This is a genomic window from Coprococcus sp. AM14-16 (assembly GCF_003434675.1).
Classification (GTDB): domain Bacteria; phylum Bacillota; class Clostridia; order Lachnospirales; family Lachnospiraceae; genus Coprococcus; species Coprococcus aceti.
On sequence record NZ_QTLL01000004.1, the window covers coordinates 130,294 to 145,970 of the forward strand.

Genomic DNA, 15,677 nt, shown 5'->3' on the forward strand with positions numbered 1-15,677 from the left:
TGGGTAAAAATCCAGGTTGGGTATAACGGTAAATATACATAAAAATCAGGTTGTAATTTGCGCAGAGCAGGGTATATAATGACACTACACATTTATAATCTTAAGTAAATATGCTAATATGATTGTGAAACACAAGTTGCACCACGAGATAAGGTGCTTGAATAGGGAAAAGGACAATTGCGGTTATGTAGGATAATATTGTAATTGCCTTAGAAAGTGAGAAGGAGAAGACATCTTATGGAAAAGAAAGAACTGATATACTACAGACTGGATGAGGTGGATGAGAAGATACTTGCCATGCTTCAGGACAATGCACGTGTATCACTCAAGGATATAGGCGCTGAGGTGTCCATGTCACCTACAGCAGTTGGAACAAGAATAGACAGGATGCTTGCCGAGGGCGTGCTTGAGGGATTTACGACCAAGCTCAACCCGGAGGCTATGGGTCATTATATCAAGGCATTTATCAATCTGGAGGTTTCACCTGAGCAGAAGGCTGAGTTCTATCCATATATAGACAGCGTGTTAAATGTTGTGGAGTGCAACTGTGTGACAGGAGATTACTCAATGCTCATTGAGGTACGTTTCAAGACAACAGCAGATCTCGATCATTTTGTTGGTGAACTTCAGAGATTTGGCAAGACAAAGACTCAGATCGTATTCTCCACAAATGTAAAGCACAGATGCAGATACTGGAAGAATGATCTTCACCACGATGAGGAGAAGAAGTAAAAAGTGAAAACTGTGTCGAAAAGACTTTAGACGTTTAACTCAGCGGGAAATACCCCAAAACAAGAAGAATGTTTATAAATAATAAGCTTAATTGATAAAAACAGGGGAAAATTAAGCAAAAACAAAAAAATACTTAGATTTCACAAGTTTTTTCTTTACAATCTTAATTTCCTATACTATAATAGGGAGCGTGGTCAGAAAATAATTAACAGGTCACGATATATAATCAGTTTAGGAGGATTTTTACTATGTCATATGTTGATGAAGTACTCGAGATAGTACAGAAGAAGAATGCAGATCAGCCTGAGTTCTTACAGGCAGTAACAGAGGTTCTTGATTCACTCAGACCTTGCATCGAGGCAAATGAGGAGCTTTACAGAAAGAATGCTATCCTCGAGAGAATCACAGAGCCAGATAGACAGCTCATGTTCAGAGTACCATGGGTAGATGACAACGGACAGGTACAGGTCAACAGAGGTTTCCGTGTACAGTTCAACAATGCCATTGGACCATACAAGGGAGGTCTCAGACTTCACCCATCAGTAAACCTTGGTATCATTAAGTTCCTTGGTTTCGAGCAGGTTTTCAAGAACTCACTTACAACACTTCCAATCGGTGGTGGTAAGGGTGGTTCAGACTTCGACCCTAAGGGTAAGTCAGACAGAGAGATCATGGCATTCTGCCAGAGCTTCATGACAGAGCTTTGTAAGTATATCGGTGCTGATGTCGATGTTCCAGCTGGAGATATCGGAACAGGTGCTAGAGAGATCGGTTTCATGTTCGGTCAGTTCAAGAGAATCCGTGGATCATACGAGGGAGTTCTCACAGGTAAGGGACTTACATATGGTGGATCACTTGCTCGTACAGAGGCTACTGGTTACGGACTGCTTTACCTTACAAACGCACTGTTAAAGGATCATGACATTGATATCGCAGGCAAGACTTGTGCAGTATCAGGTGCTGGTAATGTTGCAATCTACGCAATCCAGAAGGCACATCAGTTAGGTGCTAAGTGTGTTACATGTTCAGATTCTACAGGTTGGATCTACGATCCAGAAGGAATCGATGTTGCACTTCTTAAGGAAGTTAAGGAAGTTAAGAGAGCACGTCTTGATGCTTATGCTGCTGCTAGACCATCAGCTGAGTACCATGTAAAGAAGGATGCAAATGATCACGGCGTATGGTCAATCAAGTGTGACCTTGCTCTTCCATGTGCTACACAGAACGAGCTTAACCTTGACGATGCTAAGATGCTTGTTGCAAACGGCGTTATCTCAGTAACAGAGGGCGCTAACATGCCTACAACTCTTGAGGCTACTAAGTACCTTCAGGAGAATGGTGTTCTCTTCGTTGGTGGTAAGGCTGCAAATGCAGGTGGTGTTGCTACATCAGCTCTTGAGATGAGCCAGAACAGCGAGAGACTTTCATGGACATTCGAGGAAGTTGATGGCAAGCTCAAGGGAATCATGGAGACAATCTACGCTAACATCTCAGATGCAGCAAAGAGATACAACATGACAGTTGGCGGAAACGCAGACTATGTTGCAGGTGCTAACATCGCCGGCTTCGAGAAGGTTGTTGACGCTATGCTTGCTCAGGGCGTTTGCTAATCCTAAGCATTTGGCGGGAGCCTTATCTTCAAATCAACTAGACATAAGATTATAATATAAGACTATAGACGTCCATCTGTGGAGTGATCCACAGATGGGCGTTTTTGCGTTGCGGTTGTCTTCGGTGACTCCTGTTGGTGTAATCTCTATGTTGTATATCCAATCACGTTTGTCTACCCTCACTTTGACTTTGTTTCCATCGTGCACGCCGCGCCAAGCACGATAAGGGCGCCTAGCTCTCTGCGGCGGCACAGAAGCGTCAAAGTTCGGTCGCCGACACTACCGATTGGATATACAACGTAGAGAATACACACCAACAGGAGTCACCGAAGACAATTTTTTATATTTAAAGTTCGTTTAAGTTTTACAGGCTATTATAGCATCATCAAGAGGGAATAAGGTAAAGAAAGGATGATGCTTATGGCAGACAACACGTTTAAAAGATATGAACTTAAGTACATGTTAGATAGAGAACAGTACGAGCAGATAATGAGCGAAATGATAAGGTATATGCAACCGGACAGGTTTGCACATAGCCAGATCATTAACATATATTTCGACACTCCTTCCCACAGGCTCATCAGAGACTCCATAGAAAAGCCGGTTTACAAAGAAAAGCTCAGGCTCAGAAGCTATGGAGTCCCGGATGACGATTCAGAGGTTTTTATTGAGCTCAAGAAGAAATACAAATCTGTTGTGTACAAAAGAAGGCTGGAGGTGCCTGAACAGGAGGCTATGGATTATCTGGTGGGCGGCCAGCCGCTGCACAAGGATTGTCAGATCGGCAGAGAGATCGATTATTTCATGCAGGTATACAAAGATCTGGAGCCTGCGGTGGTTCTCTCGTATGAGAGAGATTCCTACAAAGGGATAGATGATCCGGAGCTCAGGATCACGTTTGATTACAATATACTGTGGCAGAATGATGATCTGACACTTCAGAAAGAACCATATGGGCACAAGGTCGTACCAGAATATAAGGTGTTGATGGAGATCAAGATGGCAGGTGGGTTCCCGCTGTGGCTGTCACATCTGCTGACAAAGTATGGAGCATACAAGACGTCATTTTCAAAGTATGGAGAGGCGTATAAACAGATGGTAGGCTGACATAAGTGGATCATATACATTTAAAGCCAGAAACTAAAAAAGACGAATTATGTAAATGATAAAGTGGCAAACATAGACAGGAGGAGATAGAAGATGACAGGATTATTTGACAGTATATTTGGAACGGCGACAACGATATCAGTGCAGGAGTTTCTGACCTGCATAGCGGTATCCCTTATAATAGGAGTATTCCTTGCGTTGGTTTACGCATTCAGAAGTAAATTCACCCAGAGTTTTCTGGTGACATTGGCACTTATACCTGCGGTTGTGTGCGTGGTGATCATGATGGTAAATGGCAATGTTGGCGCGGGTGTTGCTGTGGCAGGTGCATTTAGCCTTGTAAGGTTCAGATCGGTTCCAGGTTCGGCAAAGGAGATATGCGCCATATTCCTTGCGATGGGAGCTGGACTTGTGACCGGAATGGGATTTATAGGATATGCAGTATTATTTGCCACCATACTAGGCGGAGCGATGTTCATTTGCAGCCTTACTGGATTTGGCGGCGGAAGGGATGAAGAGAGAGCCCTGAAGATCACCGTGCCTGAAAATCTCGACTATACAGAGGCATTTGATGAGATACTTGCCGACTGTACAGACAGTTACAGACTGATAAATGTGAAGACGACCAACATGGGAAGCCTGTTCAAGCTTACATATGTGGTGAAGCTTAAGAAGCACACAAATCAGAAGGATATGATAGATAAGCTCAGAGTGAGAAATGGCAACCTTGAGATCATGCTGGCGCAGGTGGATTCGGGGGACATGACATTGTAGAAGTCAGTTGATAAGGCAGATACTTAGTAAGGAGATGATCGTATGAGGAAGAATAAATATATGAGACATATAGCGGGAATCCGCAAATGTCTGGCTATAGGGTTGACAGCGGCCATGTGCATGGCAATGCTTGCCGGATGTTCAACCAGCCAGAGCACAAGCTCGACTTCAGATACTGAGGTGACAAGTGATGTGAGCACAGAGACGGACGCTGATAAAGAAAGCCCAAATGGCAGTGCGGATGCAGAGAATACCAGTGTAAAGACAGAGATGACTGTGGAGGAGATGCAGGCGGCAATATATGCGAAGAACGCTGACAAGGTATTTGTGACGTTGGCGGAAGGGGCAGAGAATAGTCTTACGGTGGCTGGGGACTACGTTCAGACGGATGACAACAATGTGGATGCCGTGATATTTGCCAAATGTGACCTTACACTGGGCGGCACCGGAAGTCTGACGGTTAAAGACACTACGGGACATGGAATCGTGTCCAAGGATGACCTGGTGGTTACAGGTGGCACCTATACCATAGACAGTCAGGATCACTGCCTGAACGCTAAGGATAGCGTGAGAATTGCGGACGGAACATTTAACCTGAGCTGTGATGAGGATGGTATACATGCGGGAAATGACGACCAGCAGGAAGGATATGTATATATAGAAGGCGGAGACATCAACATATCGGTTGGGGATGATGCGATCCATGCGGAGGGACTTCTGATAATAACCGGTGGAGATATAGATGTATCTAAGAGTTATGAGGGGGTAGAGGGGTATAAGATCCTTGTGGCTGGCGGTAATATAGATGTGATATCCAGTGATGACGGCTTTAATGCAGCTGGAGGCGGCGCAGGTTCGGGAGACAACCATGATGGTTTTGGAGGCGGCCCGGGCATGGGTGGAGTGGACATGGATGCCGACAATGATGCATATATTCTTATAACAGGAGGAACGATAAATATAAATGCCAGCGGTGATGGAATAGATTCCAATGGCTACATTGGAATTACAGGAGGCAGCGTACATGTACTCGGCCCTTCGGACAATGGCAATGGCGCGATGGACTACGGAATCTGTGCTGCGATAACAGGCGGCGAGATCGTAGCTGTGGGTGGTTCCGGTATGGCTCAGGGATTTGGAGATGAGTCCACACAGTGCTCGGCTCTTGTTAACTTTGATGAGTGGGTTGACGCCGGCGAAACGATCACACTTACTGATTCAGATGGCAAGGAGGTGCTCAGCTATAAGGTGGATAAGAAATTTAACTCGGTTGTTATCAGCACATCAGACATGAAACAGGGGGATAACTACACTTTGACTGTCGGTGACCAGAACAGTACATTTACACTGGACGATATTACATACAGCGAGGGCTCAGGCGGAATGCAGAGACCGGGCGGCAATTTAGATAATGGCGGAATGCAGAGACCGGGCGGCAACTCAGATGATGGAAATATGCAGAGACCAGGCGGCAACTCAGATGATGGAAATATGCAGAGACCAGGTGGCAATTCAGATGATGGAAATATGCAGAGACCGGATGGTGATTTAGATAATGGGCAGAATGACAGCGCAAATGGCAGTTCACAGAACAAAGACAATAGTTCGAGCTCAGACAGCATGAGCATATAGAAGATAATTCCAGACGCTTTAATAGCCGAAAACAGTTGATTAATTTGCAAAAATGCTTAATATTATAAAGACATGAGATTTTTGTAGTTAATACACAGTTGGTAAAAAGAGCAGATACCCAATATGACTGGAAGGAGAACCCATATGAAGTTATATGTTGCAAGACACGGAGAGACGGAATGGAACAGACTTAATAAGGTCTGTGGCAGGACAGATTCCCATCTTACAGATAAAGGACTTCAGCAGGCACAGCTCCTTGCAGAGAGATTGGATAGCTGCTCTATTGATGTGATAATAGCATCGCCGCTCTCCAGGGCACAGGAGACAGCACGAGCGGTGGCGGAGAGAAAGCATTTGCCGGTACTTACGGATGAAAGGCTTATAGAACAGGATTACGGTGTGTATGAGGGTGTTCAGAGGGACGACAGGGATTTCCTGAACAACAAAAGGATGTTCGCATACAGATATCCCGGAGGAGAATCCATGATGGATATCGCCAGGAGAACGTACGATCTGATAATTGAAACCCGCGAGACATATCCGGATTCGTCGGTGTTGTTTGTCTGCCATAACGGAATATGCAGGGCGATATGCAGCTATTTCATGGATATGACCAACGAGGAGTATTTTGGATTCAGTCAGGACAATTGTGGGTACAATATCTACGAGTGCTGATCTGAGAAGGAGTGTTTTATAATATGAAGGAATTGCTTATAGATTCATTTAAGGATGCACTGTTTGATACGGTGAAGCTCATCCCGTTTCTGCTCATCACCTATGTGGTCATGGAGTGGCTTGAGAGAAAAACTGCAGGCCGGCAGGCACATGTGCTTGGAAAGGCAGAGAAGCTTGGACCATTGATTGGCGGAGTGCTGGGAATAGTGCCACAGTGCGGATTTTCACTTATGGCATCCAACCTGTACAGCGGAGGCGTGATAGGGGCGGGCGTGCTCATAGCCGTGTTCATGTCAACCTCGGACGAGATGCTGCCGATCATGCTGTCAAATGACGCGATAAGCGCGGGGACAATAGTGAAGATCCTTGCGACAAAGGCGGTCATAGCCGTAATAACAGGCTATATAGTAGGATTTGTGCTGGACAGAATGAGAAAGCCGGTCCAGGTAAAGAAGATAGATCCGGTTCACAGACATGGTGGACATGATGAGCACGAACACCATAGCGGACATGCGCACAGTGACTCTGCAAAAGCGGCAGAAAGCTCTCTGCACACACAGAATATAGTGTATAAGGATGCTGCTGAGAAGAAAGGAAAGGGACATGTGCATGACTATGTCCATGAGCACAGTCACGACCACGGACATTTGGGAGAGAAGAATATCCATGAGGTGTGCGAACAGGAACACTGCGACTGCGAGGGGGGGATATTCAGATCTGCTCTGGTGCACACTGCAAAGATTGCGATATTTATATTTATATTCTCACTTGTGATAAATGTGATCATAGAGGCTATAGGAGAGGAATCCATAGCCCGCATATTCAATGATGTGCCTGTGCTTGGAGAGGCGGCAGCAGCGTTGGTGGGCCTTATTCCTAACTGTGCGGCATCAGTCATAATAACCGAGCTGTATCTTCAGGGAATACTCAGCGCGGGTGCTATGATGTCAGGACTTCTGGTGAGTGCAGGAGTAGGCCTTGTGGTGCTCTTTAGGATGAACAGGCATAGACCTGCGGAGAATATAAGGATAGCAGTGGTGCTGTATGCTGCAGGACTTGCGTGGGGACTCATAATAAATGCTCTTGGAATCGCATTTTAGCAGCGTGTAGAGAAAATAAATATAAGCGATGCGCAGTGACCGCATTGCAATAAAGTAAAAAAGGGCTGCGAAAAAACTCAATCGAGTTTTTTCACAGCCCCTTGTGTGTGTGTTGTTACTTTGTGCGTTTCTTACCGCAGACAGGACAGATATCCTGATCCGTAGGCTGTCCGCATCCCCAGCAGATCCAAGTGTCCCCTTCACTGGATGGTTGCTCCTCCAGCTTTTGTGTCGGCTTCATCTTGAAGTTTTTGGAAACAATCTCCACATTGCCGTCCTCGTCAAGAGTAGTCTTGATATCTGCGGCGGCGGGAGCTGTGTCCGATGAAATATTTTTCTTCTTTTTCCCAAATCCAAATCCCATTTTATAACCCCGATTCTATAACATATATAATATATTCTAATGCAATATATACAATTAAGCAATAGAAATTTGGACAAAATCGCCTATACTGTTGTAAAATTTGATGAAAAGCACCTATTGCCATGCGCCATCAAATGTGATCACCTGGCCATTCAGGTATTCTCCACACTCGGCAATGTGCACAATGAAATCTGCCGCTTCATAAGGTGTGGCCATTCTTCCTGCAGGTATTTCATCCTCCAGCATCTGGCGTTCCTCCGGTGACAGATGACCGTTCATGGAGGTGTCAATTGCGCCAAATGCTATGGCGTTGACGGTTATGCCGCTTGGAGCAAGCTCCTTTCCAAGAGCCTTTGAGAAGGAATTTACAGCACCTTTGGAGGCTGAATATGCGACCTCACACGACGCACCGACATTTCCCCACACGGATGAGATATTGATTATGTGTCCTTTGTGGAGCTGGATCATGTGAGGAACCACGAGTCGGCAGCTATTGAAAACCGAGTATACATTTGACTTCATGGTTCTGTCAAAATCCTGGGCTGTCATATCGTTTATAAGCCCCACATAAGATATGCCGGCATTGTTGATGAGGAGATCGATGTCGCTGCCGAGATGATCTATGGTATTTTGTATAAACTTCTCCATAAATTCCATATCCCCGGCGTCTCCGGTCTCACAGTAACAGATGCAGCCTTTTGCCGTAAGTTCGTCTCTCAGAGAGAGAAGCTCTTCTTTGTGTTTGAATGAAGTGATAGATATGCTGTTATATTTGCCTGAAAGCGCCAGTGCTGTCGCCCTTCCGATGCCTGTCGAGGCGCCAATTATTATCGCTGTTTTCAAATCTGTACCTCCGCTATTTGTGAACAAAAATTTAATTCTAGTATATCATGCGAATTAAATGTTGAAAATAAAAAAGCACTTTGGTATACTCTAGTTGTTTTTGTTAACAAATGAGAATATACATTTATATTGAGATGGAGGCTATATAATGGGTAAGAAAGTAATGAAATTATTCTTAGATACAATGCTCAGAGCAGCGGTTATCATACTTGCAGTGGCTATAGTTGTCATGCTCGTACTGCTTGCACGAACCGTCAGCAAGAGCAAGAAATCAGACGCATCGGACACGGGCAATAAGACAAGCATTGTGACTGAGGAGTCAGATCCGTCAGATCCTACATTTGGAGGTTCAGGCGATGCTGCAGACAGCTCAGACACATCAGCGGATGACAGCTCACAGGACGCTTCAACAGATGATGCAAATGCAGGAAATGGCAAGGATGCAAAAGTAGTAGTGCTCAACGCATCAGGCGTGTCAGGTGTGGCAGCTACATGGCAGACAACACTCACAGCGGATGGATACACATCAGTAGATATAGGAACATATGACAACGGAGATCAGTCAACAACAGTTATCTACACATCAGATTCATATGATGTGAGCGGACTTGTAAGCCTTCTGGGTGGAGCGGCAACGGCTGACAGATCAGATATTGACTCATCTGTTGCTTCAGATGTCGACATTTCAGGTGCAGACATTGTCGTAGTAATAGGTGTGGACAACGCAGCCAACAACTAGATATAGAAGAACATGTAGAAAATATATAGAAAACTCTGCTGATATCGTAATAGAAAACACCGATATCAGTAGAGTTTTTTTACTGTAGTACAAAATGTTACAGATTTTGCCGGCTGTTCTACATTTTTCTGGTTTGTCAAGTATATATATGAGTAAAAACAATAGGCAAAAGTAATAAAATATACCGAAAACGTGACGAAAAAACCTATTGACATAAATGGGTATGGTGAAGGTTTCACAAAAAAGGAAGTTTAAACCAAGGGAAAACGGTTCGAAAACCGTCAAAATGTTGCAAAATTTGTGCATGTATACAATTTAGACAAAAGTTCAAAAATTTTTTTGAGCAATAATCACATAGAATGAAAAATGCCAATGATGTAGAATAACAATAGTTTTTAGGGTGAACAAAAACAAGATTATATACACTACGGAGGTAATTTCAAATGGCAAGTTTATCACTTAAGAACATTTACAAGGTATATCCTAACGGATTCAACGCAGTTAAGGACTTCAACCTTGAGATCGAAGACAAGGAGTTCATCATCTTTGTTGGACCATCAGGATGTGGAAAGTCAACAACTCTTAGAATGATAGCAGGACTTGAGGATATCAGCTCAGGTGAGTTATGGATCGGCGACAAGCTCGTAAACGATGTAGAGCCAAAGGACAGAGATATTGCGATGGTATTCCAGAACTACGCTCTGTACCCACATATGTCAGTATATGATAACATGGCATTTGGACTTAAGTTAAGAAAGGTTCCAAAGGAGAAGATCGACAAGGCTGTACATGAGGCAGCTAAGATTCTTGATATCGAGCATCTTCTTGACAGAAAGCCAAAGGCTTTATCAGGTGGACAGAGACAGCGAGTTGCTATGGGACGTGCAATTGTCCGTGAGCCAAAGGTATTCCTTATGGACGAGCCTCTTTCAAACCTTGATGCTAAGCTTCGTGTACAGATGCGTGTTGAGATCTCAAAGCTTCATCAGAGACTCCAGACAACTATCATCTACGTAACACATGACCAGACAGAGGCTATGACACTTGGTACAAGAATCGTAGTTATGAAGGATGGTATCATCCAGCAGGTAGATACACCTCAGAACCTCTACGACAAGCCATGTAACCTGTTCGTTGCCGGATTCATGGGTATGCCACCTATGAACTTCATCGATTGTAAGGTTGTTAAGTCAGGTGCTGACGTTCTCCTTATGTTCGGTTCACATTCAATTAAGGTTCCAGACAGCAAGGCTGAGAGACTTATCGCACTTGATGCTATCGATAAGGAAGTTGTTCTTGGTATCCGTCCAGAGGATATTCATGATGAGCAGCTCTTCATCGAGTCATCACCAGAGAGCGTAATCGATGCAAGAATCAACATCTACGAGATGCTTGGTGCCGAGGTTTACTTATACTTCACAATCGACCAGTTCGATATCACAGCAAGAGTAAATGCTCGTACAACAGCTAGACCTGGCGACACAGTTCAGTTCGCATTTGACTTAAGCAAGATTCATATCTTCGATAAGGAGACAGAGGAGATCCTTGTTAACTAGTCTTAGATAACACATAGAACTTACAATTACACTCCAGATAACTGGAAACAGTAGTTTAATTCTTGAAAAATTGAGAAAATGCAGAAAATACATATAAAAAATCTGCATTTTCTCTTTTTTTTTCTACAATTTTGCTTTAAAATAAGAGTAATGGATTACGGGATAAAACGTATAATGAGTATAAGGAGTGAAAAGAATGATATCAAACCAGATTCTTCAGGATACAATAGACGGATTAAAAGGTATAACAAGAACTGACCTGTGCGTGTTGGACACAGAGGGAAAAGTGCTTGCGTCAACACTTAAGGATATAGATGACTGCGAGGATTCAGTTCGTGCATTTGTTGATTCACCGGCAGAGAGCCAGGTTGTAAGAGGTTATCAGTTCTTCAAGGTGTTTGACGATAACCAGTTAGAGCATATTCTCATGGCAAAGGGCGAGACCGATGATACATATATGGTCGGCAAGATTGCAGCATTTCAGATCCAGAACCTTCTGGTCGCATACAAGGAGAGATTTGACAAGGACAACTTTATCAAGAACCTTCTCTTAGACAATCTCCTTCTGGTTGATATCTACAACAGAGCAAAGAAGCTCCACATAGATACTGATGTGAGAAGAATCGTATTTATCATAGAGACAAAGAATGAGAAGGATACCAATGCACTTGAGACAGTACGTAATATCTTCTCAGCCAAGACAAAGGATTTCATCACTGCTGTGGACGAGAAGAACATCATTCTTGTCAAGGAAGTCAAGTCCAACGAGACATATGACGACATGAACAAGATTGCCAAGGTCATCGTTGACATGCTCAATACCGAGGCGATGTCATCTGTACATGTATCATTCGGAACAATTGTCAATGAGATAAAGGAAGTTTCACGTTCATACAAAGAGGCTAAGATGGCTCTGGATGTTGGAAAGATATTCTATGAGAACACAGATATCATAGCATACAGCAATCTTGGAATAGGACGACTTATTTACCAGCTTCCACTTCCTCTGTGCAAGATGTTCATCAGAGAGATATTTGACGGCAAGAGCCCTGATGAGTTTGACGAGGAGACTTTGTCAACTATCAACAAGTTCTTTGAGAACAGCCTGAACGTATCAGAGACATCAAGACAGTTGTACATCCACAGAAATACTCTGGTATACAGACTTGATAAGTTGCAGAAGAGCACAGGCCTTGATCTGAGAGTATTCGAGGATGCCATCACATTCAAGATCGCTCTTATGGTTGTAAAGTACATGAAGTACATGGAGTCACTGGATTATTAAAATGTCCGGTGGACAGTTATCTGGAATATAGATTGCATAGAAGCGGCAGCCTTACATATGGATATATGAAGACTGCCGCATCGTGTATTAATTTTAATTCACAAACTATACACAACAAAACAATCAATATGTAGTATAATGAAGCGTGGATGAAATGAATCAGAATCATCCGACTATGGACAAATGTAAGATAATGTACAGTTTATGCCGTAAAGAGGCAATATAGGAGACATGAGATGATAGAGTTAGAGAACGTGAGTATGACATACCCTGGGGGCAATCAGGCGCTCAAGAATGTGAACATCAATATAGAAAAAGGCGAGTTCGTATTTATAGTTGGAAGCAGTGGATCAGGCAAGACCACTCTGTTTAGGCTTCTGCTCAAGGAGCTCGATCCTACGGAGGGCAATATCACTGTTGCCGGATACGACTATGGCAAGATAAAGAGAAAAGATATACCGAAGGTCAGAAGAAGGATTGGAGTCGTATTCCAGAACTTCAGGCTTCTGAAGGACAGGACTATATACGAGAATGTTGCATTTGCACAGAGAGTTATCCAGACTCCGGCGAGATACATCAGAAGACGTGTTCCGGCCATGCTGACGCTGGTTGGACTTGCAGACAAGTACAAATCATATCCAAAAGAGCTCTCAGGTGGTGAGCAGCAGAGAGTTGCCATGGCGAGAGCACTGGTCAACAATCCTGACATCATACTGGCGGATGAGCCTACAGGAAATCTCGATCCTAAGAACTCATTGGATATCATGAACCTCCTTGAGGATATCAACAAGAGAGGAACCACAGTTGTCGTGGTAACCCACAACAAGGATATCGTCAATGAGATGAAGAAGAGAGTTATAACCCTGAAGAAGGGTGTAATTATCAGTGACGAGAAGGAAGGAGGATATATAGATGAAGATTAGTACATTTTTCTATATCCTCAGACAGGGCTTTGCAAATATAAGAAGAAATATTCTGTTCTCACTTGCATCACTTGGAACCATCATATCATGTCTGTTCCTCTTTGGAATCATATATGCGGTAGTTGTAAACTTTCAGTCCGGTATGCAGGAGCTTGAGAATACAGTTACAATATCAGTGTTCTTTGACGAGGATGTGTCGGACGACACGATACAGCTTATCGGATCACAGATAAGAACTCTGGATTATGTAAACACGATGGATTACGTGTCGGCGGATGACGCATGGAATAAATTTGTTGAGCAGAACTACGATGATCCACAGGCGGCAAAGAATGCATTTGGCGAGGACAATCCACTTAAGAATTCGGCCTCATATGAGGTTACGCTCAAGGATGTGGCCAGACAGCCGGAGTTCGTGGCATTTGCCCAGGGACTTTCAGGAGTCAGAAAGGTCAAGAGCTCTGACGTGACTGCGGACAGCATCACGACACTGTCATCTCTTGTCGGATATGCATCCATAGGAATAGTTGTGATACTGATGTTGGTATCTATCTTCCTTATAAGCAACACTATCACCATAGGTATCACGGTGCGAAAGGAAGAGATAGGGATCATGAAGCTGATCGGTGCGACAAATGTATTTGTACGGGCGCCGTTCATCATAGAGGGTGTGATCATAGGTGCGGTCGGTTCGGCTATACCTCTGGTCCTTCTGTACTACATGTATGATAAGATACTGACATATGTTGCCGGAAGATTTAAGGTTGTCACAACGCTGTTTGCATTTGTGAGCCAGCATGACCTGTTCAAGACCATGATACCGGTTGGACTTGTGCTTGGTATCGGTGTTGGACTGGTAGGAAGTATCCTTACCACGAGGAAGCATTTGAGAGTATGATATAATGAGCATTGCGACGGATGCGCTTGCGCAAGACGTCATAATGCGAATGCCCTCATTGAGCCGGCAGGCGATATAATATAATGAAGCACGCTGATGCGTGCGCAGGTCATCGCGCTCACGCACGACGACATAAGATATACTAGTTAATTGTTAGATGGGGATAACAAGGAGTAGTAGATTATGAAAAAGAAAGTCAATGTAAAAGGGAATATCAGAAGGATGGCATTGCTTGTTGCGGGATGTGTAGTCATGGGAGGCATGGCTGCGTCTCAGACCGGGGGAAATATGGCATATGCCATGACGAAGGAAGAGGCTGAGCGTCAGAAGGATGATGCCAGTGAAAACGAGAAGAATGCCAAGGACGTTCTGGATTCTCTGGAGGAACAGCAGAACAAGATCGTTCAGGACGTTGCAGATCTGGATGCCAAGATGACATCCGTCCAGACTCAGATAACGAGCCTGCAGGAGCAGACAGACGAGCTCCAGACGGAGATAGACACAACTCAGAAAAGTCTGGATGAAGCTCAGAAGGCAGAGGATGAGCAGTATGAGGCGATGAAGCAGAGAATACAGTATCTGTATGAGGAGGGGGAGACGGAATATGTCGACGCCCTGCTCACATCCATATCATTCAGCGATCTCCTGAACAAATCAGAGTATATAGACCAGATATCGGAATACGATCAGAGGCAGCTTGCAAAGCTGATCAAGACCAAGACAGATATAGCCAATTATGAGGCGCAGCTTGAATCTGACCTCAGACAGGTGGAGTCGGTCAAGACGGATCTGGAGAGTAATGAGGCTGAACTGCAGACCCTTATAGATCAGAAGCAGGAAGAGATCACTAGATATGATGGTGATATAGAAGCCCAGAAGTCGTTGATGAACAAGTTCACTGTGGCCCGTGAGGAAGCCGAGAGACGTATCGCGGAGATATCCAGACAGGAGATGGGCAAGGCAAATGCAAATGGTACGGGTGTGTATACGAAGGATGGAAAGGTATACGACACCTCCAAATATAAGGGCAAATTCATGTGGCCGGTATCGACCGGAGGTGTTATCACGGATGAATTTGGTTACCGAGATGCTCCTACAGCGGGAGCAAGTACATATCATCAGGGAATTGATATAGGCTGTGATTATGGAACAGATATTGTTGCGGCGGAGGCCGGCACAGTCGTGATGTCCTGCTACAATGGCGGTGGTGGCAACATGGTCATGATCAGCCACGGCGGCGGAATATGTACGGTATATATGCACAACTCACAGCTCTGTGTAAATGTTGGCGACAAGGTTGTGAAAGGTCAGGTCATAGCAAAGGCAGGAAGTACGGGGGTGTCGACAGGTCCGCATTGCCATTTTGGCGTGTCGATAGACGGAACGTATGTCAATCCGCATGACTTCCTTGGACAGTAGACCGGGCAGGGGATATGGAG

At 44.3% G+C, this 15,677-nt stretch carries 15 protein-coding genes; 13 read left to right on the forward strand and 2 right to left on the reverse strand.

The annotated features are described in order from the left end of the window. Positions 1–237: 237 nt before the first annotated feature. The 7 genes from DW159_RS12515 (at position 238) to DW159_RS12545 (ending at position 7,630) form a co-directional block, all read left to right on the forward strand. Positions 238–732, forward strand: coding sequence for an Lrp/AsnC family transcriptional regulator (locus tag DW159_RS12515; RefSeq protein ID WP_015534003.1), 495 nt, complete (start codon positions 238–240; stop codon positions 730–732). A gap of 248 nt (positions 733–980) precedes the next feature. Then, positions 981–2,342, forward strand: a complete 1,362-nt coding sequence (gdhA, locus tag DW159_RS12520) for an NADP-specific glutamate dehydrogenase (protein ID WP_004851315.1) — start codon at positions 981–983, stop codon at positions 2,340–2,342. Between the two features lie 420 nt (positions 2,343–2,762). Further along, positions 2,763–3,449, forward strand: coding sequence for a polyphosphate polymerase domain-containing protein (locus tag DW159_RS12525; RefSeq protein ID WP_117551200.1), 687 nt, complete (start codon positions 2,763–2,765; stop codon positions 3,447–3,449). Between the two features lie 93 nt (positions 3,450–3,542). Continuing rightward, positions 3,543–4,223, forward strand: a complete 681-nt coding sequence (locus tag DW159_RS12530; protein WP_117551201.1) for a DUF4956 domain-containing protein — start codon at positions 3,543–3,545, stop codon at positions 4,221–4,223. 42 nt (positions 4,224–4,265) lie between these two features. Continuing rightward, the gene (locus DW159_RS12535; protein WP_117551202.1) at positions 4,266–5,855 is read left to right on the forward strand and encodes a carbohydrate-binding domain-containing protein; all 1,590 of its coding nucleotides are present in this window, start codon (positions 4,266–4,268) and stop codon (positions 5,853–5,855) included. 144 nt (positions 5,856–5,999) lie between these two features. Further along, positions 6,000–6,530: a histidine phosphatase family protein gene (locus tag DW159_RS12540; RefSeq protein WP_117551203.1), complete on the forward strand. Its 531-nt coding sequence runs from the start codon at positions 6,000–6,002 to the stop codon at positions 6,528–6,530. A gap of 23 nt (positions 6,531–6,553) precedes the next feature. Then, positions 6,554–7,630 (forward strand): putative manganese transporter, encoded by a 1,077-nt coding sequence (locus tag DW159_RS12545; protein WP_117551204.1) that lies wholly within the window; start codon positions 6,554–6,556, stop codon positions 7,628–7,630. Between the two features lie 115 nt (positions 7,631–7,745). On the opposite strand, the gene DW159_RS12550 is transcribed toward DW159_RS12545, so the two are convergent. Together DW159_RS12550 and DW159_RS12555 are read right to left on the reverse strand one after the other, a co-directional pair. Continuing rightward, positions 7,746–7,994, reverse strand: coding sequence for a hypothetical protein (locus tag DW159_RS12550; protein WP_117551205.1), 249 nt, complete (start codon positions 7,992–7,994; stop codon positions 7,746–7,748). Positions 7,995–8,108: 114 nt separating this feature from the next. Next, positions 8,109–8,837: an SDR family NAD(P)-dependent oxidoreductase gene (locus tag DW159_RS12555; RefSeq protein WP_117551206.1), complete on the reverse strand. Its 729-nt coding sequence runs from the start codon at positions 8,835–8,837 to the stop codon at positions 8,109–8,111. 148 nt (positions 8,838–8,985) lie between these two features. Here DW159_RS12555 and DW159_RS12560 point away from each other — a divergent pair, with 148 nt between their 5' ends. The 6 genes from DW159_RS12560 (at position 8,986) to DW159_RS12585 (ending at position 15,657) form a co-directional block, all read left to right on the forward strand. Beyond that, a complete protein-coding gene (locus tag DW159_RS12560; protein WP_117551207.1) occupies positions 8,986–9,576 on the forward strand; it encodes a LytR C-terminal domain-containing protein in 591 nt (196 codons plus the stop codon). Between the two features lie 443 nt (positions 9,577–10,019). Next, on the forward strand, positions 10,020–11,132 hold the full coding sequence (locus DW159_RS12565) for an ABC transporter ATP-binding protein (protein WP_004851294.1): 1,113 nt from the start codon (positions 10,020–10,022) through the stop codon (positions 11,130–11,132). 196 nt (positions 11,133–11,328) lie between these two features. Continuing rightward, complete coding sequence (locus DW159_RS12570; protein ID WP_055224350.1) at positions 11,329–12,417, forward strand: PucR family transcriptional regulator; 1,089 nt, start codon at positions 11,329–11,331, stop codon at positions 12,415–12,417. 236 nt (positions 12,418–12,653) lie between these two features. After that, a complete protein-coding gene (gene ftsE / locus DW159_RS12575) occupies positions 12,654–13,340 on the forward strand; it encodes a cell division ATP-binding protein FtsE (protein ID WP_022216898.1) in 687 nt (228 codons plus the stop codon). Further along, the gene (ftsX, locus tag DW159_RS12580) at positions 13,330–14,238 is read left to right on the forward strand and encodes a permease-like cell division protein FtsX (RefSeq protein ID WP_015533994.1); all 909 of its coding nucleotides are present in this window, start codon (positions 13,330–13,332) and stop codon (positions 14,236–14,238) included. Before ftsE ends, ftsX begins: the two co-directional genes overlap by 11 nt. A gap of 183 nt (positions 14,239–14,421) precedes the next feature. Further along, entirely contained in the window at positions 14,422–15,657 is a 1,236-nt protein-coding gene (locus DW159_RS12585) for a murein hydrolase activator EnvC family protein (protein ID WP_117551208.1), read from the forward strand. Positions 15,658–15,677 lie beyond the last annotated feature (20 nt).

What these genes read in the sequence shown, in the direction of transcription:
- DW159_RS12525 (WP_117551200.1), top strand. Translation starts at nt 2,763, where the DNA reads ATGGCAGACAACACGTTTAAAAGATATGAACTTAAGTACATGTTAGAT.
- DW159_RS12585 (WP_117551208.1), top strand. Translation starts at nt 14,422, where the DNA reads ATGAAAAAGAAAGTCAATGTAAAAGGGAATATCAGAAGGATGGCATTG.
- DW159_RS12540 (WP_117551203.1), top strand. Translation starts at nt 6,000, where the DNA reads ATGAAGTTATATGTTGCAAGACACGGAGAGACGGAATGGAACAGACTT.
- DW159_RS12550 (WP_117551205.1), bottom strand. Translation starts at nt 7,994, where the DNA reads ATGGGATTTGGATTTGGGAAAAAGAAGAAAAATATTTCATCGGACACA.
- DW159_RS12535 (WP_117551202.1), top strand. Translation starts at nt 4,266, where the DNA reads ATGAGGAAGAATAAATATATGAGACATATAGCGGGAATCCGCAAATGT.
- DW159_RS12560 (WP_117551207.1), top strand. Translation starts at nt 8,986, where the DNA reads ATGGGTAAGAAAGTAATGAAATTATTCTTAGATACAATGCTCAGAGCA.
- DW159_RS12565 (WP_004851294.1), top strand. Translation starts at nt 10,020, where the DNA reads ATGGCAAGTTTATCACTTAAGAACATTTACAAGGTATATCCTAACGGA.
- DW159_RS12570 (WP_055224350.1), top strand. Translation starts at nt 11,329, where the DNA reads ATGATATCAAACCAGATTCTTCAGGATACAATAGACGGATTAAAAGGT.
- gdhA (WP_004851315.1), top strand. Translation starts at nt 981, where the DNA reads ATGTCATATGTTGATGAAGTACTCGAGATAGTACAGAAGAAGAATGCA.
- ftsX (WP_015533994.1), top strand. Translation starts at nt 13,330, where the DNA reads ATGAAGATTAGTACATTTTTCTATATCCTCAGACAGGGCTTTGCAAAT.
- ftsE (WP_022216898.1), top strand. Translation starts at nt 12,654, where the DNA reads ATGATAGAGTTAGAGAACGTGAGTATGACATACCCTGGGGGCAATCAG.
- DW159_RS12530 (WP_117551201.1), top strand. Translation starts at nt 3,543, where the DNA reads ATGACAGGATTATTTGACAGTATATTTGGAACGGCGACAACGATATCA.
- DW159_RS12545 (WP_117551204.1), top strand. Translation starts at nt 6,554, where the DNA reads ATGAAGGAATTGCTTATAGATTCATTTAAGGATGCACTGTTTGATACG.
- DW159_RS12515 (WP_015534003.1), top strand. Translation starts at nt 238, where the DNA reads ATGGAAAAGAAAGAACTGATATACTACAGACTGGATGAGGTGGATGAG.